This is a genomic window from Cupriavidus sp. H18C2 (assembly GCF_049393795.1).
Lineage (GTDB): Bacteria > Pseudomonadota > Gammaproteobacteria > Burkholderiales > Burkholderiaceae > Cupriavidus > Cupriavidus pauculus_C.
Window position 1 is genome coordinate 245925 of sequence record NZ_CP186010.1, and the last position, 24088, is coordinate 270012.

17 protein-coding genes are annotated in these 24088 nt (G+C 66.9%); 11 read left to right on the forward strand and 6 right to left on the reverse strand.

Annotated elements, in window-relative coordinates:
* Positions 1-320: 320 nt before the first annotated feature.
* Genes EPAKOI_RS01175 through EPAKOI_RS01185 form a run of 3 tightly spaced genes read right to left on the reverse strand, consistent with a single transcriptional unit; the run spans position 321 to position 11421 of the window.
* Positions 321-686 carry a hypothetical protein gene (locus EPAKOI_RS01175; protein ID WP_124682585.1) on the reverse strand — a complete coding sequence of 122 codons (366 nt, stop codon included), beginning with the start codon at positions 684-686 and terminating at the stop codon, positions 321-323.
* Positions 683-9607 carry a hemagglutinin repeat-containing protein gene (locus EPAKOI_RS01180; protein WP_423192769.1) on the reverse strand — a complete coding sequence of 2975 codons (8925 nt, stop codon included), beginning with the start codon at positions 9605-9607 and terminating at the stop codon, positions 683-685. The genes EPAKOI_RS01175 and EPAKOI_RS01180 overlap by 4 nt, the downstream gene beginning before the upstream one ends.
* Positions 9608-9639: 32 nt before the next feature.
* Positions 9640-11421 (reverse strand): ShlB/FhaC/HecB family hemolysin secretion/activation protein, encoded by a 1782-nt coding sequence (locus EPAKOI_RS01185; protein ID WP_423192770.1) that lies wholly within the window; start codon positions 11419-11421, stop codon positions 9640-9642.
* A gap of 381 nt (positions 11422-11802) precedes the next feature.
* Here EPAKOI_RS01185 and EPAKOI_RS01190 point away from each other — a divergent pair, with 381 nt between their 5' ends.
* The 8 genes from EPAKOI_RS01190 (at position 11803) to bfr (ending at position 18724) form a co-directional block, all read left to right on the forward strand.
* Positions 11803-12165: a NirD/YgiW/YdeI family stress tolerance protein gene (locus EPAKOI_RS01190; protein WP_124682582.1), complete on the forward strand. Its 363-nt coding sequence runs from the start codon at positions 11803-11805 to the stop codon at positions 12163-12165.
* A gap of 417 nt (positions 12166-12582) precedes the next feature.
* Entirely contained in the window at positions 12583-13878 is a 1296-nt protein-coding gene (gshA, locus tag EPAKOI_RS01195; protein WP_124682581.1) for a glutamate--cysteine ligase, read from the forward strand.
* A gap of 92 nt (positions 13879-13970) precedes the next feature.
* Positions 13971-14924, forward strand: coding sequence for a glutathione synthase (gene gshB, locus EPAKOI_RS01200; protein ID WP_423192771.1), 954 nt, complete (start codon positions 13971-13973; stop codon positions 14922-14924).
* Between the two features lie 121 nt (positions 14925-15045).
* Complete coding sequence (locus EPAKOI_RS01205; protein WP_124684986.1) at positions 15046-15501, forward strand: PTS sugar transporter subunit IIA; 456 nt, start codon at positions 15046-15048, stop codon at positions 15499-15501.
* Entirely contained in the window at positions 15470-15739 is a 270-nt protein-coding gene (locus tag EPAKOI_RS01210) for an HPr family phosphocarrier protein (RefSeq protein WP_019449710.1), read from the forward strand. The genes EPAKOI_RS01205 and EPAKOI_RS01210 overlap by 32 nt, the downstream gene beginning before the upstream one ends.
* Positions 15740-15788: 49 nt before the next feature.
* On the forward strand, positions 15789-17546 hold the full coding sequence (ptsP, locus tag EPAKOI_RS01215; protein ID WP_124682578.1) for a phosphoenolpyruvate--protein phosphotransferase: 1758 nt from the start codon (positions 15789-15791) through the stop codon (positions 17544-17546).
* A gap of 239 nt (positions 17547-17785) precedes the next feature.
* Positions 17786-18091 (forward strand): (2Fe-2S)-binding protein, encoded by a 306-nt coding sequence (locus EPAKOI_RS01220; RefSeq protein ID WP_124682577.1) that lies wholly within the window; start codon positions 17786-17788, stop codon positions 18089-18091.
* A 153-nt stretch (positions 18092-18244) separates the two neighbouring features.
* The gene (bfr, locus tag EPAKOI_RS01225; protein WP_423192772.1) at positions 18245-18724 is read left to right on the forward strand and encodes a bacterioferritin; all 480 of its coding nucleotides are present in this window, start codon (positions 18245-18247) and stop codon (positions 18722-18724) included.
* A gap of 227 nt (positions 18725-18951) precedes the next feature.
* On the opposite strand, the gene EPAKOI_RS01230 is transcribed toward bfr, so the two are convergent.
* The 3 genes from EPAKOI_RS01230 to gpmA all read right to left on the reverse strand — a co-directional run bounded on the left by EPAKOI_RS01230 (position 18952) and on the right by gpmA (position 22357).
* Positions 18952-19704, reverse strand: coding sequence for a HesA/MoeB/ThiF family protein (locus EPAKOI_RS01230; protein ID WP_423192773.1), 753 nt, complete (start codon positions 19702-19704; stop codon positions 18952-18954).
* A gap of 93 nt (positions 19705-19797) precedes the next feature.
* Positions 19798-21408 carry a S41 family peptidase gene (locus EPAKOI_RS01235; RefSeq protein ID WP_124682575.1) on the reverse strand — a complete coding sequence of 537 codons (1611 nt, stop codon included), beginning with the start codon at positions 21406-21408 and terminating at the stop codon, positions 19798-19800.
* Between the two features lie 202 nt (positions 21409-21610).
* Positions 21611-22357 (reverse strand): 2,3-diphosphoglycerate-dependent phosphoglycerate mutase, encoded by a 747-nt coding sequence (gene gpmA, locus EPAKOI_RS01240; protein WP_313837530.1) that lies wholly within the window; start codon positions 22355-22357, stop codon positions 21611-21613.
* A gap of 145 nt (positions 22358-22502) precedes the next feature.
* Between gpmA and EPAKOI_RS01245 the strand changes: the two genes are divergently transcribed.
* The 3 genes from EPAKOI_RS01245 (at position 22503) to secB (ending at position 23969) form a co-directional block, all read left to right on the forward strand.
* Positions 22503-22916, forward strand: coding sequence for a rhodanese-like domain-containing protein (locus tag EPAKOI_RS01245; protein WP_124682573.1), 414 nt, complete (start codon positions 22503-22505; stop codon positions 22914-22916).
* An 85-nt stretch (positions 22917-23001) separates the two neighbouring features.
* Positions 23002-23259, forward strand: a complete 258-nt coding sequence (gene grxC, locus EPAKOI_RS01250; RefSeq protein WP_124682572.1) for a glutaredoxin 3 — start codon at positions 23002-23004, stop codon at positions 23257-23259.
* A 191-nt stretch (positions 23260-23450) separates the two neighbouring features.
* Positions 23451-23969 (forward strand): protein-export chaperone SecB, encoded by a 519-nt coding sequence (gene secB / locus EPAKOI_RS01255; RefSeq protein WP_124682571.1) that lies wholly within the window; start codon positions 23451-23453, stop codon positions 23967-23969.
* The last annotated feature ends 119 nt before the right edge of the window (positions 23970-24088 follow it).

Below are 24088 nucleotides of genomic sequence, written 5' to 3' on the forward strand. Positions count from 1 at the left end.
TTGAACTGAGTACCCAGCCCCCCAACCGCCCCCGCTGCAGCGGCATCGTGCGTGGAACCACCCGCCGCCGCCCCGGCACCGGAGGCGATGATCGTGCCGGCGCCGGGGGAGAGGGTGGTGTTTGATCGCTGCGGCTGTTACACCGGCGCCTTGAAGCCTCATTCGCTAAGTGCTTCTGATTATGATTTTTTTATCGAAAATACCAACCACCCCAACATTTCCCGACGGGGACTTTCAGTATGATCCACCCGAACATATTCCACATGACACCGGCTGCATGATGCATTGATCCAGATAAAACGATAACCAGCAGAAAAAGCTTATCCGTTATCTGCATCGATTCTACCGCCGAAGATTTTTAGGTCATCCAGGGCATCCGATGCTGCCCCAGAAATTTTTGGGTCATTTGCGAACTGCTCAAGAATGTGCCTCATAATGTCAGTGTTCGCTGTGGGATTTGTCCGCACGACGTGTCCAATACAGGTGACGGCGAGATTCCTCAATGAACTCAATTGGCTTACATCATTGGCGACCCCGCACAGTCTCTCCAGAACCCACTTCCAGTCTTTCTCGAAGTGAGCAATGCTAAGGCAAGCATTCGCAACTGTCTCCGGCAAATTAGATCCCAATGCGAGGTCTACCTGGGACTTCGGAATTTCCATAATATCTTGATACTTCATCGTCATTTTACTTTTCCCTTCCGATTCACATAGCCTGCTCTAACCAAAGCATTCTGCATATCGACGCCAAGATCGTCCCATGCGCGGACGTGGCCATGGTAAACATTCCCCAACGTGCGATCGAATACCACAAATTCTCCGGTTTTCGAATCAAATCCTACACGTCGTGGCGATGTCCCTTTTACCCGTACAGATTTCTCGAGCGCGTCTTGTCCATTGACAGGACCGCGGCTCTTAATCGGGTTGTCAGTGGACCCGTGATACGGAGCCGCTTGATAGGCAAGATTCTTGGGAGTGGTTGATCCACCAATCCCCGCTGCCGCCCCAATCCCAACATCCGCCACCAGCCGGGCGACCTCTTGCGGGTCCATCGGCTCATCGCCAGCCAGCTTGTTTGCATTGGCGATAGCGACGGTTCGCAATTGATTCAGGCTGGCATCGCCGAACCGTAGATCAGCGTACTCGGTCTTCTCTGCGTCTGACCAATTGCCAGGCCCTTTTTCCTGGAGTTCGGCCATTCTCTCGCCCTGGGCCTGTTGTTCCAATCGCAGGTCCCGCGCGAGCGTCAGACATTCTGACTGCGTCGAACAGTCCGTCACTTCCCGCTTGTTCTTCTTCCATTCGGCGGCGTATTCGGCGCGGACTTTGTCCCGGCAGGCTTTGTCCGCGCAGGCGGCCATGGCTTCGGCGCGATCCCGTTTTTGCGTATGGTTCAGGTAGTTATTCTCCGTCGCCACCTTCCCCACATTCGCCCCGGCCGCCGCGTCTCCAACCGTCCCGCCCGCAATTCCTCCCGCAGCCCCTCCCACGATTGCCCCGGCCAGTTGCACCAGCGCCTTGCGGTCCGACCCGCTGAGGTCTTTCTGGTCGAGCAGGGCCTGGCCGAACGCCTCCATGGCCAGTGAGGCGGCTGCGCCGCCAGCCGCGCCGGCGGTGAAATTGCCACCGATGGCTTCGGCCATCAGGCCGCCCACCAGCGCGTGGACGGCGGCCTTGGTCCCGGGGGAGCTGCCTACCAGCACATCGCCGACCTTGTTGTAAATCAAAGGCGCCGCCTGCTGCGCCACCTCGCTCTTGATCCCGTTCAGGTCCTGCTGGTCCTTGACCTTCTGCGCGTCGAAGATCTTGTCGATGCTGTCGTTCGCGTTTTCGGTGTCGCGGTTCAGGTTGGCGAGGGTTTCGTCGGCGGTCTGGCCGGTCCTTTCCAGTTGTGCGGCATCGTCGGTGATCTTGACCGTGCCGGCGGCAATGGCGCTCTTCGTCTTGCCCGACGCGTCGCCGCCGAGGTCCTTCTGGGCGTTGCCGGCGGCAGTGGCCGCGAGGCTGCCGGCCACGCCCTGCAGCAGGTTGCTGTCGCCGCCCCACTTCACCTGGGCCGGGGCGACCGGGCCGACGTCGGGGGTGTCGGCCGGCACGCTCTTGCCGCCGCTGTAGCTGCCGACGAACGTCGACGAGCCGCTCGTGTACGACGCGTGGTTGTCGATATCGCTTGTGGTCAGCGTGCCGGTGACCAGGCGGTTCTTCTCCGGGTCGGCCGTGCTGGCGAGGATGCCGCCCTTGAGGTCGGTGTTGCCCTTGACCTCGATGTCGAAGCCGCCCTGGCCCGCGTAGATGCCGCTTTGTTCCCTGACCGCGCTGTAGGTGCTGTCGGTCTTGCCTTGCGTGTGGGTGCCGCTGGCATTGACGGTCGTGCCGACGCAGAACGGTGGCACGCAGATACTGGCCTGCATGCCCGATGACGTTTCGCGCGAGGTGAAGTCGTCGGTATCCGGGCGGCTCTCGATGTTGAAATCGCGGCCCACCGAGCCGCCGATGGTGTCGGCGATCAGTTGTGCGCCCCGGAGATTGGCGTCGCGGCCGCTCGTGACGGTCAGCTTGTCGGCGGCCGTCACGCTGGCATTGCGGTTCGTCACCGAGTTGCCCCGCGCGTTCCCCTGCTGCTGGCTCGCGGCCAGTTCGAGGGTGAAGCCGTTCTGGTCGCCGCCGATGCCGAAGCCCACGCCCACGCTGGCGTTGTTGCCGCTGCTGCGGCTGTCCAGGCTAGTGCGGTCCCGGGCGCTTTCCAGATCGACATCCCGAGCGGCGCTGAGGTCCACCGTCCTGCCGCTGATCTGGACGCCACGGCCGCTGATGGTGCCGTCGCCGGCAAAGCCGTCCGCGTCCTTGCCGCCCGATCCGGTCGCCACGATGGCCACGGCGTTGCCGGCCTTCACCGTCGTGCCCTGGAACGTGTTCGACTGGCTGCGCGATTCACTCGACTGGCTGCCGCCGCCCACGCCCGCCGTCACCTTGATCGCGGCGGTGGGGCTGGTGCCACCGCTGGTCACCGCCTGAATGCCCTGCACGCCATTGGCCACGGCCAGGCCGGCCTGCACGCCGTACAGCGTCGCCACGCGGCCGTCCTTCTTCTCCTCCACCGCCCGCGCGGCGTTCTCGACGGCCTGCGCCGCCGTGACCGTATAGCCGGACAGCGCGAGCGTGGTGCCGTACTGACTCACGCGGTGGCGCTCGTTCAGGCTCGCCGCATCCTCGGCGGGGTCGAGCACGACGTTGCGGCCGATCATCGTCAGGTCGTTGCCGGCGGCGATGTCGGCGCCGCGCGCGGTGATGTCGTCCTTCGCCACTATCGTCACGTTGCCGGTCTGGCTGACCACCTGGCTGCGGATCATGTTCTGCGTGGCCTGCGTGCCGTCCGCATGGCGCGATTCGCTGCGCATGCCCACCGTGCCCGCGTAGCCGGTGCCGCCCAGGTCGCCGATCTTGCGGCTGGCGCTGTCGCTGCGTTGTGACAGCGTGTCCTGGCCGGACAGGATGTCGATCTTGCCCTGGGCAGCCGACAGGCCGATGTCGCCCTCGGCTGCAAGGCCGCTGCCTGTCAGCGTGATGTCGCCAGTGCGTGCCTTGATGCCGACGGTATTGCCCGTCACCATGCTGGCGTTCTGCCGGCTGCTGGCAACCCCGCCGCTGCTGCTGGCGCGCTCGGTGCCGAAAGGCACCATGCCCACGCCGCTGTTGTTCGGTCCGCCGCCGATATGCCGGGCCACGTCGCCGAGCGAGGGCGAGGCGCCACTGATCTTCCAGCCGCTGTTGCGGGCGCTGCTGCGCTCGCTGTAGGTGTCGGTCGAGGCCTGTATCGTCACGCCGCGCTCGGCGTCCAGCAGCGCAGCGCCGCCAGCGCTGATGGTGCTGCCCGAGGCGAGGATATTGCCGTCGAGCGCCTTGCCGGCAGCATCGGTCTCTCCGCTGCCGATTGCGCGGACGCGAACGTTGCCGGCGCCCGTCAGGCTGCTGCCGCTACTGACCGTGGCGACGCTGGAGAACTCGCTGCTGCTGCGCTGGCTTCCGGCCGACACGGCGATCTGGGGCGTGGTCAGCGCCGAGGCGCCCAGTTCCTTGACGGTGCCAAGCGCGCGGGACACGGCGCTGCCGTCCTTGTGCACCGCGTCGAGGTTCTTGTAGGTGTCGAACGGCGTGCCCACCAATGCCACCGACAGGCCGCTCGACCTGCGGCTGGCGCTGGCATCCTGCGCGATACGATCCACGCCCTCGGCGACCATCACGTTCTTCGCCTGGATATCGATGTTGCCCGCCGCTGGATCGGCTTCGGCGGCATGGCGCCCAGCCACGAGATCGCTGCCGATGATCGCCGCGTCCTTGCCGGCCACGATCACCACGTTGCCGTTGCTGGCGCCGACCATGCTGCGCGCGTCGCTCTGGGTGACGGCCAGCGTATGGCTCGCGCTGCTGGCGCGGCTGCTGCCTACGCCCACGCCGATGCCGCCCTGCCCGGCGAAGCCGGACACGCCCGAGGTCTTGCGCGATTGCGACTGGCTTTCCTCGCGGATGTTCTGTCCGGCCGTGACGAGTACGTTGCCCTCGGTGGCACGCAGGGTCACGCCGGTGGTGCCGGCAATCTGGCTCTGGCGCACCAGCAGGTCGTGGCCGGCCTGGATCTTGACGGAATCGCCGGACAGCGTGCTGCCCACGCCGAGGTCGGCGCGGCTGCTCGTGCTGGCATTCTTCGACGTGCGGCGCACGAAGCTGCCGCTGCGCGAGCTGACATCGAGGCTGCTGTCGTGCAACTCGCGCGCTTCGGCCACGGTGACGTTGCGGTCACCCACTACCGTCAGGGCGCCTTCGCCCTTGCCATCGGCGCCGGCCGTGACCGTCGCACCGATCAGTTCGACGTTGCCCTTGCCGTCCGTGCGCTTGACGCCGCCGCCGTTGTCGCCGGCCTTCACGGCCGCCAGCGTGGCGTTGCCGCCCGCCGAAATCGATACACCCACCGTGGTCTGGTCGCGGCTGTGTTCTTCGCGCTGGTGCTTGCGGCTGCGGCCGACGCTGTCGTGCGTGCGCTCGTCGGTCACGGCCTGGGCGACGAAGTCACCGCCGGCTATCATCGTCAGGTCCGCCCCAGCCTGCACCTGGGCGCCACGCAGCGTGGTGTCGCCGCCGCTGCTCGTGGCAAGGCTGCCGCCTGACCGGAGGCTCGACACGGCGTGCCGCACCTCGCTGTCGGCGCTGTTCTGCCTCGGGCTCTCATAGACCGACTGCGCCGTCCGGCCGGCCAGCGCGTCGAGCGTCAACTGTCCGCCGGCCACCACCGTGCCGTTTCCGCCGGCTGCCAGCGTGGCGCCCGCCAGCCTGACATCGCGCCCGGCGGAGACCAGCAGGTCCCCGGTCGAGGTGATGCGAGCCGGCCTGCCGAACAGGCTCGCCGACGCCTTCGCGTTGCCCACCGCGTGCGTCACGCCTTGCTGGTCGAACAGCGTCTCGTTGCGAATGTCGCGGCCGGCCACGAGCCCGAGCTGGTCGGCCCGGATCTGGCCTGACTCGTTGACGATGTCGCGACCCGCCGTGATCGCCGCCACGCCCGCGCTGCGCAGCGTGCCGCCGCGGTTGTGCAGGTCCTGCGCGGCGCCGATCGACAGCCGGCTGCCGGCGTCGATCACGCCACTGTTGCGCATCGATCCCGACTCGCGCAGTTCGATATCCTCGGCGGCGATCAATGCCCCGTTGGGCTTCAGGTCCGCGGCGTTGGCTTGCGCCAGGTAGACACGCGGGACCATGACGCTCTGCTTGCCGCCATCGGGCAGCGTGACCGTCTCGGAGACCAGCCAGACAATGTCGGTGGTCAGCGCCGACATCTGCGCGGCGGTCAGCGCCATGCCGGGCAGGATGTTGAACTGCTGTGCTGCCTGCACGCCCGACGCCATCAATGCCGTGTACTGGTCCTCGGCATTGTCATGGCCGGCCAGGTACACGCGGCCGCTCAGTTCGGTAATCTGGTCGCGGATCAGCTTCTGCTCGTAGAAGCCGTCGCCAAGGCGCTTCTGCGTCAGCGATGGATCGATGCCGAGCAGACCCAGCATGTAGTCCGACGACAGGAAGTTGCCGTAGTTGGCGAAACGCGGGTCCGACTCGATCAGGTACGTGGCGTCGGGGTCGCTGCGATAGTGGAACAGCCCGTTCGACGGCAGCGTCAACGGGGTATTGGCCAGCGACGCCGTGCCGCCCGTGGCCCCGCCATCGATGCCCGGCAGGCCGGTGCTGCCCGTGCCGGCCAGCGGGTCCAGCTTGCCGACGTCCTCGTTGCGGATGCCGCCGCCGTATATCGTCAGCCTGTTTCCGGCGGTGATCGTGCCGCCGATCGAGCCGACTTCCTTCGGCGTTTCGATGATGCTCGGCTGCACCACCGGCCCCACGTCCTTGTCGATCTCCTTGTTCCAGGCGTAGGTCGAGACAATGTCATGGCGCGTGCGTTCGAACAGCGTGCGGCCCGTGTTGACGACCTTGGTGGAGCCGAACTGGCCGGAGGCGACATCGCCCGACTGTTCCATGTCGCCGATCAGCATGTCGCCGCCCGAGGCGATCTGGCTGTAGGCGTTCGTCAGCGTGCCGAGGTTGGCCAGTATCATGCCCCCGCCGCTGATCAGGTTGGCGCCGCGCTGGTCGGGATTGGCGTCGCGCTCCGTAGTGGTGGTGGTCGTGGTGTCCCGGGCGATCTCCACCCGCTGCCAGTTCTTGCGCGCGTCGTTGCGCGTGGCGTACTCGCTGGCCGGGTCGTAGTGGATGTCGCGGTCGTAGCCGTCCCAGTAGTTCACGGCCAGCACGCCATCGGTCTCCGTCAGCGTGTTGTAGTCGATCCGGGTCGCCACGCCGTTGATGTTGACGACCAGCCGCTTCTTGCCGGTATCGTGCGAGACAATCTGCACCGCGTCGAACGTGCCGTCGACAGGCGTCTTGTAGGGCCCGGCCCAGACCGCCCAAGTACATCCCATCTGCGGGTAGGCGTTGGACGTGGCGCAATGCACGTACTTTTCGCGCTTCCGCTCGTGCTTCGTCTCGGTGGTGGTGTCGCTCTCCACCACGGGCGCGGGGCGCTGATTGACCAGTTCCTGCGCGGCGATTTCCACCACGCCGCTGCTGCTGCCGGCCTCGATGGTGCTGCTGTCGTTGACCACCCGCGCGGTGCGGCGCTTCAGCAGGCCCCGCTCGTCGCGCTCGCCATCGGCGGCGATGTTGATATCGCCGAGGCTGTAGACCGTGGCGCCGTTGGTGTTGCTGACCAGCGCGCTGCCGTACAGGTTCAGCACGCCGGTAGCCGCCATCACGGCATGGGGGCCATCGTTGCCGATGCGCTCCGCCTGACTGGTCAGCACATCGGCGAGCATGGTGCCGCTGTTCGCGAGCGTGGCGCTGGAGGTGGTCAGCGTATCGCCCTCGATACGGCCCGCGTTGCTCAGCGCCCCCAACGTGGTCAGCGTGGTGGTGCCGGCGTGGATGACGGCGTCGGCCTGATTGTCGATACGCGCGGCGTCGAGCTGCAAACCCCGTACCGCTTCCAGCCGCGCCTGGTTCGTGAACGCCCCGTGCGCCTTGATTGTCAGGTTCCGCTCTGCCCTCAGCACGTTGCCGGCGGCATTGACATAGGCGCTGCCAAGCGTCAGTGCGAGATCACGGCCGGCATGGATCGTGCCGGGGCCCGTGAGCCGGCCGGTTTCGAGCGCGATATCGGCGTCCGCGAGGACTTTGCCGCCCGCGTTGCTCAGGCTGCCTGCACGCAGCACCGCACTGGTGCCGGCCGCCAGGCTGCCGCCATCGTTACTGACGGCCGCGTCCTGCGCGTCAAGCGCCAGGCCGGTGCCGGCGTAGGTCTTGCCGCCGGCATTGTCGAAGGACTCGCCTGCCGCGATGGCGAGCGCACCGCCCGATACCAGTTGCCCCCCGGCGGTATTGGCAATCCGATCCGCCCGGATGCTGGCATCGCCATTGCCGCCCAGCATGGCCTCGCCCGTGTTGTCGATCGTCGCGGCCGCCACCTGCGTGCTGCCCGTGCCGGTGTTGATGATCCGGCCGTTGGCATTGGCGAGTTTGCCGCCGGCTTCCACGTCCAGCGAGCCGGTTGCCTCCAGCGTGCCGCCCGAGTTGTCGATGTCGCCTGATGCCTTCGCGTCGATCGTGGCCGCCGCAACCTGGGCGCCGCGCGTGTCGATCGATCCGCGCGCTTCGGCCTCCAGCCTGCCCGCTGCGTACACGCGCGCGCCGGCCAACCCCACGCCGCCGCTGCGCGCCGTCAGGGCGATATCGGCCCCGGCCTGGGTCCGGCTGCCGCCGAGCTGGATGCGGGCCGCATCGATCTCCACGCGTTGGCCGGCGAGGTTGTCGCCAGTCGCCGTGGCGACGCTCCCCGCCTTCAGGCGCAGGCTGCCGGACTGGCTGGCCTTGCCGTTCGCGTCGATGCCTGCCGCAAGCGTGCCAGTCGAGTGCAGCGTCTGCCCCGCCAGGGCGAGATCGCCGCCGGCAATCAAGGTGCCAGTGTTATCGACCGAGCCGTCACTGGCCAGCGTCATCGCGTCGCCAGCGGCCGTCGAGCCACGGTTATCGATACCCTGCGCGCCGCGCACCGTGAGCGCGCCGGTGGCCGAAGTGGTTCCGCCAAGCACCACGCGCCCGGCGCTGTCGATCGAGAAATCGCCGGCCTGCGCCGCCAGGGTGCCCGCGTTGCGTACGCCGACGCCACCCTCGGTGCCCACCAGCCGGATACGGTTGGCGTACATGCCGCCGAGGCTGGCCACATCGATGCCCACGGTGGGCCGCGCCCCCTCTCCTTCGATCACCTGCACGCCAAGGCCCGGGTAGTCCACGCGGTTCGCTCCGGAGACCACATTGGCGCTGTCGGCCCAGAGCTTGCCATTCAGCGTGACCGAGCGCGCCACGAGGTCCACCTGCTCCAGGCCCGAGCCGTTGAAGCCTGTCCCTTCCACCTGGATGCCGCCGCGGGTGACCCGGAAGGCGGCCAGGCTGCCATCGCCCCCGAATACCGGTGCGCCCGTGGTCAGCGTGGCCCGATTGGCGTTGATGAAGCCCCCGCCGTTCACTGAGATGCCATTGCCGTTCGAGATCACCACATCGGCACGCTGGCCCGCCACTTCCACGAAACCGTTGAGCCGGGACGGACTGCCGCCAGTTACCTCGTTCAGGATGATCCGGGCCGGGCCGCTCGTGCCAAGGTTGGCGTTGCCGGGCACATGGCCGCCGAGTTGGGTCTGGCTGATGGCGGCGCCGTTGTTGAGGATCGCGCCCCGGCCATCGACCGGGAACTGCTGGTACTGGTTGTGCGACACCCCGGCGCCCGAAGGCCGGTTGATGTTGACCAGGGGCACGCCGTTCGGTGCCGTGGTCACGCCCGGCCCCCGCCCGGCGGGGTCGGCCACGATCTGGGCCGCCGCCCCGTGCACCACGCCGAGCAGCAGCAGTGCGCTCCAGGCGATGGCACGCAGCGTCGCGAGCACGGGCGAGGCCGGCGCGGCACGCGCTCCAGACTGGCCCCCGGCGGACTTGCCGCGCGATGCCGCGCACTCGGCAACAGCCACGAGCATGCCGCGCATCTTGTTGAAAACCAGGCGATAGCGATTGCTGTTCATGATCGACGATTCAGGCGCGCTGCGGGCCGCGTTCAGTACTGATAGGAGACAGAGAAGCCACCGGTCGGCTTGCGGGTCGGGAAGGTGTCGGGCTGGTAGAGCGGCCAGCCGAGAAAGGCATCGAAGTACAGGCCCCGGAACGGGCTGCCGCGCAGGCCCACGGCGGTGCCGGCCAGCGTGCGGCCAGCCAGCCATGCAGCGCTGGGACCGCCCACGGTGCCCGCGTCGAGCGCCAGGTAGGCGGTGTAGCCGCTGCCGCCGAGCGGCACTTCGAGGTCGTTGCGCCAGTAGGCACCGCGCTCGGCGGCCAGCGTCAGGTCACCGTCGAAGCCGCGCACGGTCCAGCGGTTGCCGATCGACAGGAACTCGCTGGAGAACGTGGCTTGCCCGGTGTACTGGCCATGAACCGTGGTGACGTAGCGCAGCGGCAGACGGCGCGAATCGCCCACGGGCAGGCTGAGCGGCACGGCCAGCGTGGCATCGAGCACCGCCACGCGATAGAGAAACCTGTTGCGCAGGCCTGGCGCGTCGGGTTCCAGCGTGCGGACCTGCGTCTGGCCGCCAAACCACGGCACGCCAAAGCGGTAGGCCAGTTGCAGATCGAGCTGGGCCGGGCCCAATTGCCGCCGATGCAGCCACGCCAGCTCGGCGAACGTGGTGTTGCGCTGCTGGTTCAGGATCTCGGTATCGGCGATGAACGCGTGGCTCCACCGCCTGCCCAGCCGGAACTGCAGCGTGTTCTTCTGGAACTGGTCGCGCTGCAGCAGGTACTGGGCCTTCAGCTCGGCGGATCTGGAATCGCCGCTCGACTCGAACGTCTCGTTGTGGCCGGCGATGCGCTGGAAGTACTGATAGGTGCTGGCGCTGGCGCCGAAGGTCCAGTTGCCCCAGGGCACCGAGTAGCTGGCATTGGCGCCCCAGGTGCCGCGACCGCCCTGGCCAGTGTTGGCATCGTGGCTGCCGCCGAGGTTGAACAGGTCGTTCAGCCCCAGAAGATTGTCGATGCCCACCGAGGCGTTGGCTTGCAGCTTGCCGGTGCCCGGGCTGCCGCTGTCGTCGAATCCGGCCACCAGCTTCCACGGTTTCTGCCGTCTCACCGTGATCACGACATCGGATTCGCCGGGCAGCTCGGCGGGCACGATCTGCATTTCTACGTCCTGGCTCGGCACGCGTTTCATCTGTTCGAGACCTTGTTCGAGGTCGCGGATGTCGAGCAGGTCGCCCGGGCGCGCCGGGAAGGCCGTGCGCCACGTGCCACGCGTAGCCGCGTCGGCGAAGCGGATCTGCCGGATCACGCCGGGTATCAGCGTGAGGCGCAGCGTGCCGGAAGCCAGGTTCTGTGCCGGCACGGCCACGCGCGTCGTGGTGTAGCCACGCCCGAGAATTTGGGCGCCGAGCCGGCGGACGATGGTGTTGATGCCTTCGCGGCCGATGCACTGGCCCGCGAAGCGGTCGAGGTAGTCTTGTGCGAAGCGGAAAGGGTCCATCGGCAAAGCGCTGGCGCCGAGGCGTTGGGTCTCAGGCGACATCTGTGCCGGTACTTCGAGCAGCAACGTGGCGATGTCGAAACACGCTGACTCCGCGGGAAGGTCTGCCGAGAACGCGTCCGAAGGGCGGGCGCCGCTTTCCAGCGCCACGGTGGGCGCCTGAACCTGACGGGCACGCTCGCTGGCGTCTTCGACACTGCGCTCCCGCTGTAACTGCTGGCTCTGCTCGCGCTGCATCCGGCGCACCGCATCCGCGACGTCGGGCGGCACCTGCGCCAGCGCCAGTCCGCCCCACCACACGCCCGCCGCTGGAATGGCGCGGCTCAACCAATAAACCGAACTTCGACCCATGCTGCGATTTTTTATGCCAAGTAGGAAACTGGCCGACCCTCGCGCCGGCAGATGTCACACGCGCGGAGAAGCGTGGCGTGCAGGGTCCGGAAACTAGCAGCGGACTGTCCTGGCAAAAATCGCAGAAACACGAAAATTTGCGATGTTGGAACAAAAAAGAAAAGGTCCGCATGGAAGCGGACCTTGTCGGGTGATGCGGTGGCGGCGGGTGTCGCCGGGTAGGGCCTTACTGGCTTGAGTTGATACACCTCAAGCCCCGGCCATGTGCCGGGGCTTTTTTATTGGATCAAGACCGGGCGTGGCGGGCCGGCGTATGGTGGTCGGGCGTCCCCCATCCACCACATGGAGGTACCAGCCATGCCACGATTCTCCAGATGGATCCTTGTCGCCGGCGCCGTGCTGGCGTCCGCCGCCGCACAGGCGCAGTACGCGGGGCCGGGCGCTGTCTCTACCACCACCACGGTCAAGGACCTGCTGGCGCAGGGCCGTGACGACCAGCAGGTGTTGCTGCAGGGGCGGATCGTCCGGCACCTGGGCGGCGAGGACTACGAGTTTGCCGATGCCACCGGCAAGATGCGTGTCGAGATCGACCACCAGTTGCTGTCCGGACACCATCCGGCGATTGACGACAAGCGCGAGGTCAGGCTGACCGGCGAATTCGAGCGTAAGGTCATCGGGCAGCCGCACGTGGAGGTCGACCGGCTCGAAGTCGTGCGTTAGCCGGCGTTGATGTGGATTAGGCGATACTTTCGCCGGCGTTGGGCCCGCTGGCGACCCGATACAGATGTTGCCCCGGCGATATTCGCAGGGTGCTTAAATCGGATCTTAAAAAGTCTCAATTGTCTTTAAGGGGGCGCGGGCCTAGAGTGCCAATGAGGCAGTTTCCTCCACCTGCAGAACGCTCCCCGTATCTGTCAGGCCATTTGAAAGCGCGGCGTGATGCCGCGCTTTTTTTTATGCCCATTACGGCCCACGGCGCCGCGCCGGGCCGCACCGGCCTTTGAAATCGGGCCATCGTCCCCATCTCCCCATCCCCAAAGCCGGCCGCCGCATATGGTTATGCGGCCGGAGCCAGCAGGGTGATAGCCGTTCCCTTACAATCGGGGCGGACAATAAAGCTGATTCCTTAGGATGGATATGGTCCCGCACCTCATCACCGCGCTGAACGGTCCGCTGCTCGAGCTGGAAAAGAAGATCCTGGACGCCACCCCGTCCATCGAGCGCTGGTTCAGGCTGGAATGGCAGGAACATACCCCGCCGTTCTATTGTTCCGTCGACCTGCGCAATGCCGGCTTCAAGCTGGCGCCCGTCGACACGAACCTGTTCCCGGGCGGTTTCAACAACCTCGCCCCCGAAATGCTGCCGCTGGCCGTTCAGGCCGCCATGGCCGCGATCGAGAAGATCTGCCCGGACGCCAAGAACCTGCTGCTGATTCCCGAGCGCCACACCCGCAACATGTTCTACCTGCAGAACGTGGCGCGGCTGTCGCTGATCATGCGCCAGGCCGGGCTCAACGTGCGGCTGGGGTCGCTGTCCGAGGAAATCACCGAGCCTACCCCGATTGAACTGCCCGATGGCCAGACGCTGGTCGTGGAGCCGCTGGCGCGGCTGGGCTCCAAGGGCCGCCGCCTGGGGCTCAAGGATTTCGACCCGTGCTCGATCCTGCTGAACAACGACCTGTCGGCCGGCATCCCGCCGGTGCTGGAGAACATCCAGGAGCAGTACCTGCTGCCGCCGCTGCACGCGGGCTGGTCCACGCGCCGCAAGAGCAGCCACTTTGCGGCCTATGACGAAGTGGCCAAGAAGTTCGCCAAGCTGATCGACATCGACCCGTGGATGGTGAACCCGTACTTCGCGCGCCAGTCGGGCGTGAACTTCCACGAGCGGATTGGCGAGGAAGAACTGGCCGATGCCGTGGAAGGCGTGCTGAAGAAGATCGCCAAGAAGTACCGCGAGTACGGCATCAAGGAAACGCCGTACGTGGTGGTCAAGGCCGATGCGGGCACCTACGGCATGGGCATCATGACCGTGCGAGACCCGGCCGAGGTCAAGGGCCTGAACCGCAAGGAACGCAACAAGATGAGCGTCGTCAAGGAGGGCCTGGAGGTCTCCGACGTCATCATCCAGGAAGGCGTGCACACGTTCGAGAAGGTCAACGAGGCCGTGGCCGAGCCCGTGGTCTACATGATCGACCGCTACGTGGTGGGCGGCTTCTACCGCGTGCACACCGGCCGCGGCAACGACGAGAACCTGAACGCGCCGGGCATGCATTTCGTGCCGCTGGCCTTTGCGCCGAACGGTATTCCGGACAGCCATGCCAAGCCGGGCGCGGCCGTGCCGAACCGCTTCTACATGTATGGCGTGGTGGCGCGGCTGGCGCTGCTGGCGGCGTCGCTGGAACTCGAGAAGACCGACCCGAACCCGATCCTCTGATCCCCGGGCGCCGGCCCGCCGGTCATGCCCGCACACGGCCCGGCACGCCCGGGCCGGTCCTTTTCACCTGACGCCGAACGCGACGAGCCATCATGCGCATCCTCTTCATCACCGATCCGCTGGAAACCTTCAAGACCTACAAGGATTCCACCTACGCCATGATGACCGAGGCGGCGGCGCGCGGGCACGAACTGTTCTTCTGCCTGCAGTCGCAGCTTTCGCTGGCGGCCGACGTGGTGGAAGCCGTGGTCCGGCCGCTCGAACTGCTCGACGACGCGCACGACTGGTTCCGCCTGGGCGAGGCCGCCGTGCTGCCGCTGGCCACGTTCGACGCGGTGCTGATGCGCAAGGACCCGCCGTTCGACATGGAATACGTGACCAGCACCTGGCTGCTGGAACTGGCCGAACGCCAAGGCGCGCGCGTGTTCAACCGGCCGCAGGCCATCCGCGACCATTCCGAGAAGCTGGCGATCGGCCAGTATCCGCAGTTCGTCACGCCGACGCTGGTCACGCGCGACGCCGGCCGCATCCGGGCCTTCCACGCCGAGCACCAGGACATCATCGTCAAGCCGCTGGACGGCATGGGCGGGATGGGCATCTTCCGCGTGGGCGCCGACGGCATGAACCTGGGGGCCATCGTCGAGACGCTGGGCAACAACGGCGCCCGCACGCTGATGGTCCAGCGCTACATCCCGGCGATCAAGGAAGGCGACAAGCGCATCCTGCTGATTGGCGGCAAGCCCGTGCCGTACTCGCTGGCGCGCATCCCGCAGGGCAGCGAGATTCGCGGCAACCTGGCGGCGGGCGGCATCGGCCGCGCCCAGGAGCTGAGCGCGCGCGACCGCGAGATCGCCGAGACGCTGGCGCCGGGCCTGTGGAAGCAGGGCCTGCTGCTGGTGGGGCTGGACGTGATCGGCGACTATCTGACCGAGGTAAATGTGACGAGTCCGACCTGTTTCCAGGAAATCACGCAGCAGACGGGCTTCAACGTTGGCGCGATGTTCATCGACGCGCTCCAAGAGGCGGTGGCCAGCGAGCGGCGCTGACATCGGCCGGACCGGTGCCGCCATGATGCGACGGCACCACAGTCCGGCGGGCGTACCAAATCGCGGGGAGGGCCGGGGGGCTGCCTGCTACAATCCGAGGCAATCCAACGGATTCACCATCATGGCAGGAATTCTGATCATCGCGCATGCGCCGCTGGCTTCGGCGCTGCGCGATTGCGCTGCCCACGTCTACTGTGGCCAGCCGCCCCGGGTCGAGGCAATCGACGTCGTGGCCGATGCCGATCCGGCTGCCGTGCTGGCCGACGCGCAGCGCAGCCTGGCAGCGGTCTGCGAGGAAAACGGTGCCCTGGTGCTGACCGACATCTTTGGCGCAACGCCCGCCAACATCGCCGCCCGCCTGGCCGAACCCGGCCGCGTGAAAGTGCTGGCTGGCGTGAACCTTCCCATGCTTGTGCGCGCCATCTGCTACCGGGCCGAAAAGCTCGACCAGCTTGCCACCAAGGCGCTGGCCGGCGGCGCGCAGGGCGTGCTGCAGATTGGCACCACCACCGTCCAGAACCAAACCGCAAACCATCCCGATAAATATGCTGCAGAGGGACACCACCATCATCAATAAGCTCGGGCTCCATGCCCGCGCGTCCGCCAAGCTCACGCAACTGGCGGGCAGTTTCAACAGCCAGGTCAAGATGTCCCGCAACGGGCGCCAGGTCGACGCCAAGAGCATCATGGGCGTGATGATGCTGGCCGCCGGCATTGGCTCGACGGTCACGATCGAGACCGACGGCCCCGACGAGCAGGAAGCGATGGACGCGCTGCTGGCGCTGATCGCCAACCGCTTTGGCGAAGGCGAGTGAGGCCCGGCGCCCTTAACAGAATTCCTCAACGTTCCTGACGGAGCGGGTCATGCCCTTTGCCTTGCACGGCATTCCGGTTTCTCGTGGGGTCGCCATCGGGCGGGCCCATATCCTCGCGCCGGCGGCGCTGGACGTATCGCACTACCTGGTCGACGAAGACCGGCTCGATGCCGAGGTGGAGCGATTGCGCGCGGCGCGCGCGGCCGTGCGGGCGGAACTGGCGGTCCTGAAGCGCGACCTGCCGCGCGACGCGCCCGAGGAAATGGGCGCGTTCCTGGACGTCCACACGATGATCCTGGACGACGAGGCGTTGTCGCGCGAGCCCGAGACGCTGATCCTGCAGCGCCGCTACAACGCGGAGTGGGCACTGACCACGCGGCTTGAGGAACTGATGCGCCAGTTCGACGAGATCGAGGACGAATACCTGCGCGAGCGCAAGGCCGATATCCAGCAGGTGGTGGAGCGCATCCTGAAGGTGCTGGCTGGCGCGCCGGTGCTGGCGCCGGCCCCGGTGCCCGCGCTGGCGCCCGACGGCGAGGCGGCGCCCGGCGTGATCGTGGTGGCCCACGACATCGGCCCGGCCGACATGCTCCAGTTCAAGCACACGATGTTCCACGGGTTCGTGACCGACCTGGGCGGGCGCACGTCGCACACGGCCATCGTCGCGCGCAGCCTGGACATCCCGGCGGCCGTGGGCGTCAAGAGCGCCAGCGAGCTGATCCGGCAGGACGACTGGATCATCATCGACGGCGACGCGGGGCTGGTGATCGTCGACCCGTCGGCCATCATCCTGGAGGAATACCGGCACCGCCAGAGCGAGCGGGCGCTGGAAAAGAAGCGGCTGCAACGGCTGCGGCACATGCCGGCGGTGACGCTGGACGGGCTGGAGATCGAACTGCTTGCCAATATCGAACTGGCCGAGGACGCCGGCGCGGCGCTGTCGGCCGGCGCGGTGGGCGTGGGGTTGTTCCGCTCTGAATTCCTGTTCATGAACCGGCGCAGCGAGATGCCGGACGAGGAAGAGCAGTTCCTGGCCTACCGCAACGCCGTGGAGGCCATGCACGGCCTGCCCGTGACGATCCGGACCATCGACGTGGGCGCCGACAAGCCGCTGGACGGCCTAGCCGACGAATTCGAGACCGCGCTGAACCCGGCGCTGGGGCTGCGGGCAATCCGCTGGTCGCTGTCCGAGCCGGCCATGTTTCTGACCCAGCTGCGTGCGCTGCTGCGGGCGTCGGCCTTCGGCCCGGTGCGGCTGCTGATCCCGATGCTGGCCCACGCCAGCGAGATCGACCAGACGCTGGACCTGATCGCCCAGGCCAAGCGCCAGCTGGACGCGCGCGGCCAGCCGTACGATCCGGGCATCAAGATCGGCGCGATGATCGAGATCCCGGCGGCCGTGCTGCTGCTGCCGCTGTTCCTGAAGCGGATGGATTTCCTGTCCATCGGCACCAACGACCTGATCCAGTACACGCTGGCCATCGACCGTGCCGACAACGCGGTGGCGCACCTCTACGACCCGCTGCACCCGGCCGTGCTGCAACTGATCGCCCGGACGATCCGCGACGCCAACCACGCGGGCGTGCCGGTGGCGGTGTGCGGGGAAATGGCGGGCGACCCGGCCATGACCCGGCTGCTGCTGGGCATGGGGCTGCGCGAGTTCTCGATGCACCCGGCCCAGCTGCTGCGCGTGAAGCAGGAGGTCATCCACGCCGATTGCGGGCGCCTGAGCAAGGTGGTCGACCAGATCCTGGCCTGCTACGAGCCCGACGAGCTGGCGGTGGCCCTGAAGCAGTTGCAAGGCTGACGCGGCGCCGCAACAACCCTGAACCGGCGAGGGGTATTGGTCGGCCGAATCGGCGTCGAAAACGGCACTTTTCTCCCGAAAAGTGGCGCTGAAAGTCCTTGCAGGATGCTTGGCCATGGCACGCGTGCAGAGGCCGGCGCATCGCGTTTAATGGGAATTGTTATCATTTTCGATCTCTGTTATTCTGCCTTCCATCGCGTACGGCATGCCGGTGCCGACGCAGCCCCCAGGAGGTAGTTGTGTACGTCTGCATCTGCAATCAGGTTACCGACCATGAGATCCATGGTGCCGCTCATCTTGGCGTGACCACGCTGGACGAGCTGGCCGAGACGCTGGGCGTCGGGACCTGCTGCGGCCGCTGCCGCGACTGCGCGAGCCAGGTGCTCTGCGAAGGCGTTGCAGCCGTGCAGACGATGAAGGCCTCCAAGCTGTCGACCATCCAGGTCGTCGAGATTCCGGCCTGTTCGCCGGCTGCGTCACATGCCATAATGGAGGCTCGTGACCCGGCAGTCGCGAACGATCAACGCACCGCGCTGGTGGCGTGATCCGTTAAGCAGAATCTCACCGAACAACGCGTGAATTGAGAAGCGCGCCCACGGACTGGCTCCGCGGCGCGTTTTGTCATTTCGCGCGCTTGTCTATTTGCTGAGTCGCCTCTCGTACGCCGGGTCCATCGTTGTCTGCAACCGGAGCCCCCTATGAAAGGTGACAAGAAAGTCATCCAGCACCTGAACGCCCAGCTCAAGAACGAGCTGACCGCGATCAACCAGTATTTCCTCCACGCACGCATGTACCGCCACTGGGGCCTGAAGAAGCTCGGTGACGTCGAGTACAAGGAATCGATCGGCGAGATGAAGCACGCCGACCGCCTGATCGACCGCATCCTGATGCTGGACGGCCTGCCGAACCTGCAGGACCTGCACAAGCTGCTGCTGGGCGAAGACACGCCCGAAATGCTCAAGTGCGACCTGAAGCTGGAGCAGACCGCCCACGCCACGGTCAAGGAAGGCATTGCGTACTGCGAATCGGTCGGCGACTACGTCAGCCGCGAAATCCTGGTCGATATCCTGACGGACACCGAAGAGCATATCGAGTACCTGGAAGCGCAACTGGACCTGATCGACAAGGTCGGCCTGCAGAACTACCTGCAGTCGCAGATGGAGCCGGGCGAGCAGTAAGCCGCCGGCAGGGCCCGGCCGCTGCCGCCACAGGCAGGCGCGGCCCGCTCAGGCGCGTGGCGCGGCATGGCGCCACGCCCGGGTGCGGACCAGGTGAATAACCGTTCTCATTCGGATTCTTGTCTTCATCCAGACCGATCGCGGACTGGAAACGAAAAAAGGCGACCACGCGGGGAGGGGGCTCCACCGCCTGGTCGCCTTGTTTTTTGGCGCGAAGGCGCCGCGGCTCAGTGCCGTCCGCCGCAGACCTCGCAGCCGGCCGTGCGCGCCAGGCGCATCGTCGTCCATTCCATCGTCATCGCATTGACCATCAGCAGCCGTCCGGCCAGCGTCTGGCCCACGCCGGTCAGCAGCTTGAGCGCCTCGGCGGCCTGCACCGTGCCGACCATGCCGACCAGCGGCGCAAAGACGCCCATCGTCGCGCACGCGGCTTCGGGGGCTGGCTCGGACGGCGGGAACAGGCAGCCGTAGCACGGCGCCTCGGGGTCGCGCAGGTCGTAGACGCTGACCTGGCCGTCAAACCGCAGCGCCGCGCCCGATACCAGCGGCTTGCGGTGCTTCAGGCAGGCCCGGTTCACCGCCTGGCGCGTGGCGAAGTTGTCGCAGCAGTCCAGCACGACGGTGGCGTTCGCCACTAGGGCGTCCAGTTCGGCATCGCCCACGCGCCGGGCCACCGTCTGCACGGCGATGTCGGGATTGATCCGCAGCAGCCCTTCGCGGGCCGATTCCACCTTGGGGCGGCCGACGTTGGCCGTGGTGTGCAGGATCTGGCGCTGCAGGTTGGTCAGGTCCACCGCGTCGTCATCGACGATGGTGATGCGGCCCACGCCGGCCGACGCCAGGTAGGGCAGCGCGGCCGCGCCCAGCCCGCCCGCGCCGATGACCAGCGCATGGCCGGCCAGCAGGCGCTCCTGGCCTTCGATCCCCAGTTCGTCCAGCAGGATATGGCGCGAGTAGCGCAGCAGCTGATCGTCGTTCATGGCTCGGCTTCCAGCAAAAACGGCCCGGCGGTGCAATACCGCGGGCCGCAGGATGGTGGCGTGCCGCGCGCCGGGGCGCGCGGCCTGACGCCGCTACTTCTGGCCGGTGGGCGTGCCCAGGGGCTGGCCGATCGGCGCGCTCGCGGGCGGCTGGCTGGCCGGCGCGGGCTTGGACGGCGCCGGAGCGGGCTTGGCGGCCGGCTTGGCCGCGGGCTTGCCGGCCTTTTCTTCCTTGGTGTCCGGCTTGCCGGCGGTGCCGGTGGCTTCCAGGCGCGACTTCGAACGCTGCACCGGCTTGCCGTCGAGCTGGGCGATGGCCTGCTGGAGCATGAAGTCGTCGGCCGAACCGAATTCCACCGGCTTCTTCTTGCGATCCTTCTCACGCTCTTCCGGCGTCTTCTTGGAGTTTTCTTCCTCCAGGCGGCGCAGTTCATCCACGCGGCGGCGCTCGCGCTCGTTCATTTCCGGCTCTTCCGATTCCTGCTTGTTATGCAGGTGGCGCTCGGTGTCGATCTCGCGCGTGATCAGTGCGTCATCCGGATCGCCTTCGGGATTCTGGTCGACCGGGATGTCCGGGCGGATGCCCTTGGCCTGGATCGACTTGCCCGACGGCGTGTAGTAGTACGCGATGGTCAGCTTGATGCCGGTGTCGTTGGTCAGCGGGCGCACGGTCTGTACCGAACCCTTGCCGAACGTGGTCTTGCCCATGATCAGCGCGCGCTTGTGGTCCTGCAGCGCGCCGGCCACGATCTCGGACGCCGACGCCGAGTAGGCGTTGGTCAGCACGATCATCGGCATCTTCTTGAACTGCGGCGGCAGGTCCTTGAGCGGATCGTCCTCCAGCGACGACAGGCGGTAGTTGTTGAACGTCGCCTTGTAGACGCGCTTGGCGTCGGGCACCTGGCCGTTGGTCGACACCACGGTGGCGTCGTCCGGCAGGAACGCCGCCGCCACGCCCACGGCGCCCTGCAGCACGCCGCCGCCGTTGTTGCGCAGGTCCAGGATGATGCCCTTCAGGTTCGGGTTCTTCTCCGCCATGTCCTTCAGGCGGCGGCCCAGGTCGGCAACGGTGCGCTCCTGGAAGCTCGTCAGGCGCACCCAGCCGATGGTGTTGTTGTCGAGCATCTTGGTCTTGACCGACTGCACGCGGATCTCGGCGCGCGTGATCGAGACCGGGAACGTGCGTTCCTCGCTCTTGCGGTAGATCGTCAGCGTGACCTTGGTGCCCGGTTCGCCGCGCATGCGCTTGACCGCCTGCTCCAGCGGCAGGCCGCGCACGGGTTTGTCGTCGATCCGGGTGATCAGGTCGCCGGGCTGGATGCCGGCGCGGAAGGCGGGGGTGTCCTCGATCGGGTTGATGACCTTGACCAGGCCCTCTTCCTGCGAGATCTCGATGCCCAGGCCGGCAAAGCGGCCGCGGGTGCCTTCCTGCAGTTCCTTGAAGTCCTTCTCGTCCAGGTAGGCCGAGTGCGGGTCCAGGCTGGCGACCATGCCCTTGATGGCCTCGGTCAGCAGCTTCTTGTCGTCCACCGGCTCCACGTACTCGCGCTTGATCTGCCCGAAGATATCGGACATCAGCCGCAACTGGTCCAGCGGCAGCGGCCCGGAGCTGTTCTGCGCGGTCGCGGAGATCTGCAGCGTGGCCAGCACGCCGGCTACGACACCGACTGAGACAAGGCTAATGTTCTTGAGCGTCTTACGCATGAGGGCTGCCTGAACTTTTGTGGGTGGTGCGAAAGGATAAACCCGGGCCGCACGGGCGGTGTCCGGCGCGGATTGACCGACAGTATAAGAGGGTGCGCGGAAAAAGACCTGCGGGCCACCCGGCCTGGGTGGGGGCGGCCACACATGGCCGGGCCGCGCCTACCCGGGGGCCGGGCGGGGCGGCACGGCCGCGCACGGTGCCTCAGCGGGCCTTGCCCTGGTTGGCCACGGCGGCCAGCGACGCGGCGATGGCGTCCTGGTCGCCCAGGTAGTAATGGCGCAGCGGGCGCAGGTCGGCGTCCAGCTCGTAGACGAGCGGGGTGCCATTGGGGATGTTGAGGCCGACGATATCGTCATCCGAGATCTGGTCCAGGTACTTCACCAGCGCGCGGATGCTGTTGCCATGGGCGGCAATCACCACGCGCTTCCCGGCTTTGATGTCGGGAGCGATCGATTCGTTCCACAGCGGCAGCACGCGGGCCACCGTGTCTTTCAGGCATTCGGTCAGCGGCAACTGCTCGCGCGGCACATTGGCGTAGCGCGGATCGTTGTACGACGCGCGCTCGTCGGTGGGCTCCAGCGCCGGGGGCGGGGTGTCGTAGCTGCGGCGCCACACCAGCACCTGGTCGTCGCCGTACTTCTTCGCCGTCTCGGCCTTGTTCAGGCCGGCCAGCGCGCCGTAGTGGCGCTCGTTCAGGCGCCATTCGTTGCGCACCGGAATCCACATCAGGTCCATTTCGTCCTGCACATGCCAGAGCGTGCGGATGGCGCGCTTGAGCACCGACGTGTAGGCCACGTCGAAGGCGAAGCCCGCTTCCTTGAGCAGCTGGCCGCCCTGGCGGGCCTGGGCCACGCCGGTGTCGGTCAGGTCGACGTCGACCCAGCCCGTGAAGCGGTTTTCGAGGTTCCACGTCGATTCGCCGTGGCGGATGAGAACGAGCTTGTACATGCTGCTGCTTCCAGGGTAGTGAGTAAGCTGCGGCGCGCGGCGCCGGCGTCACGCCGGGCGTGGCAGGCGCCGCCCGAAATAATCGGCGCTGGCGCGAAACCGCGTATTTTATAATGCCGCCGACCCAACCCAACGGAATGCCAACGTGAATTTCTTCGCCGATTACAACAACCTGGCCCTGATCGCGATCGCCGTGGTCTCGGGCGGCCTGCTGGCCTGGCCGCAGATCAAGGCCGGTACGGGCGGCAAGCGCGTCAACACGGCTGCGGCCACGCAGCTCATCAACCGGCGCAACGCCGTGGTCGTCGACGTACGCGACGCGGCCGAGTTCGCCAAGGGCCACCTGCCGCAGGCAAAGAGCGCGCCGCTGGCCGACATTGCCGGCCGCGCCCCCGGCCTTGCAAAGGACAAGGCGACCCCCATCATCGTCGTCTGCCAGACCGGCCAGCGCTCGGGCAAGGCCCAAGCAGCGCTCAAGGAAGCCGGTTACAGTGAGGTCTACGCGCTGGAAGGCGGCATGGCTGCCTGGCAGCAGGCCGGCCTGCCGGTCATCAAGTAACAGCCCCATTCAACATGCAGCGCGCGGCGCGGCACTGCCCTGGGCGGTGCCGCGCCGCGGCTTTTTGCAGTCAAGGAGATTCCGCATGGCCCGCGTCGTCATGTACAGCACGGTAGTGTGTCCCTATTGCCAGATGGCCGAGCGCCTGCTCAAGCAGCGCGGCGTCGAGACGATCGAGAAGATCCTGATCGACCGCGAGCCCGGCAAGCGCGAGGAAATGATGACCCGTACGGGTCGTCGCACCGTGCCGCAGATCTATATCGACGACACCCACGTGGGCGGCTTCGACGACCTCTCGGCGCTGGACCGCCAGGGCGGCCTGGTGCCGCTGCTGGCCGCCTGAGGCGCCACCGGGCGGCCCGCCACGCGCCGCCGGGCCGGGTCCCGCCATGGGACGATTCTGATTCCGCCGCCGAACGGTGAATTCGCCATCGGCGTCATGTACCATATGCGCTTTCCAGACCGCCACGGGGGCCCCGGCACCTGGCGGCGCATGGCGCAGCGCGCCCAAACCGATCCATCCGGAAGCCTTTCATGAGCGACCAGCAACAAGCCACCCAGCAGGACGACCAGCCCTTCTTCAACATCCAGCGCGTGTACCTGAAGGACATGTCGCTCGAACAGCCGAACTCCCCGGCCATCTTCCTGGAATCGGAAGCCCCGTCGGTGGAAGTGCAGGTCAACGTGGGTGCCGCCCAGCTGCAGGAAGGCATCTTCGAGGTGGTGGTGACGGGCACCGTGACGACCAAGGTGCAGGACAAGGTGGCGTTCCTGGTGGAAGCACACCAGGCCGGCATCTTCGACATCCGCAACGTGCCGGCCGAACAGCTGGACCCGCTGCTGGGCATCGCCTGCCCGACCATCCTGTACCCGTACCTGCGCGGCAACATCGCCGACGTGATCACGCGCGCCGGCTTCCAGGCGATCCACCTGTCGGAAATCAACTTCCAGGCGCTGTACGAGCAACGCCTGCAGGCCGCGATGGAAGAAGCGCAGGGCCAGGCCGGCGAGTCGGGCATCGTGCTGCCGGACGGCAGCCAGGCGCGCCACTGATCCGCGCCGCGGCCGGATCTGCTGAAAAACGGGGCTGCGGCCCCGTTTCCGTTTTCTGATTTCCGATGTGGCCGGCGGGCGTCCATACTTCCGGCACACGTGCGGGCACACCTTCGGGC

What these genes read in the sequence shown, in the direction of transcription:
- EPAKOI_RS01175 (WP_124682585.1), bottom strand. Translation starts at nt 686, where the DNA reads ATGACGATGAAGTATCAAGATATTATGGAAATTCCGAAGTCCCAGGTA.
- EPAKOI_RS01180 (WP_423192769.1), bottom strand. Translation starts at nt 9,607, where the DNA reads ATGAACAGCAATCGCTATCGCCTGGTTTTCAACAAGATGCGCGGCATG.
- EPAKOI_RS01190 (WP_124682582.1), top strand. Translation starts at nt 11,803, where the DNA reads ATGCCACGATTCTCCAGATGGATCCTTGTCGCCGGCGCCGTGCTGGCG.
- gshA (WP_124682581.1), top strand. Translation starts at nt 12,583, where the DNA reads ATGGTCCCGCACCTCATCACCGCGCTGAACGGTCCGCTGCTCGAGCTG.
- gshB (WP_423192771.1), top strand. Translation starts at nt 13,971, where the DNA reads ATGCGCATCCTCTTCATCACCGATCCGCTGGAAACCTTCAAGACCTAC.
- EPAKOI_RS01205 (WP_124684986.1), top strand. Translation starts at nt 15,046, where the DNA reads ATGGCAGGAATTCTGATCATCGCGCATGCGCCGCTGGCTTCGGCGCTG.
- EPAKOI_RS01210 (WP_019449710.1), top strand. Translation starts at nt 15,470, where the DNA reads ATGCTGCAGAGGGACACCACCATCATCAATAAGCTCGGGCTCCATGCC.
- ptsP (WP_124682578.1), top strand. Translation starts at nt 15,789, where the DNA reads ATGCCCTTTGCCTTGCACGGCATTCCGGTTTCTCGTGGGGTCGCCATC.
- bfr (WP_423192772.1), top strand. Translation starts at nt 18,245, where the DNA reads ATGAAAGGTGACAAGAAAGTCATCCAGCACCTGAACGCCCAGCTCAAG.
- EPAKOI_RS01230 (WP_423192773.1), bottom strand. Translation starts at nt 19,704, where the DNA reads ATGAACGACGATCAGCTGCTGCGCTACTCGCGCCATATCCTGCTGGAC.
- EPAKOI_RS01235 (WP_124682575.1), bottom strand. Translation starts at nt 21,408, where the DNA reads ATGCGTAAGACGCTCAAGAACATTAGCCTTGTCTCAGTCGGTGTCGTA.
- gpmA (WP_313837530.1), bottom strand. Translation starts at nt 22,357, where the DNA reads ATGTACAAGCTCGTTCTCATCCGCCACGGCGAATCGACGTGGAACCTC.
- grxC (WP_124682572.1), top strand. Translation starts at nt 23,002, where the DNA reads ATGGCCCGCGTCGTCATGTACAGCACGGTAGTGTGTCCCTATTGCCAG.
- secB (WP_124682571.1), top strand. Translation starts at nt 23,451, where the DNA reads ATGAGCGACCAGCAACAAGCCACCCAGCAGGACGACCAGCCCTTCTTC.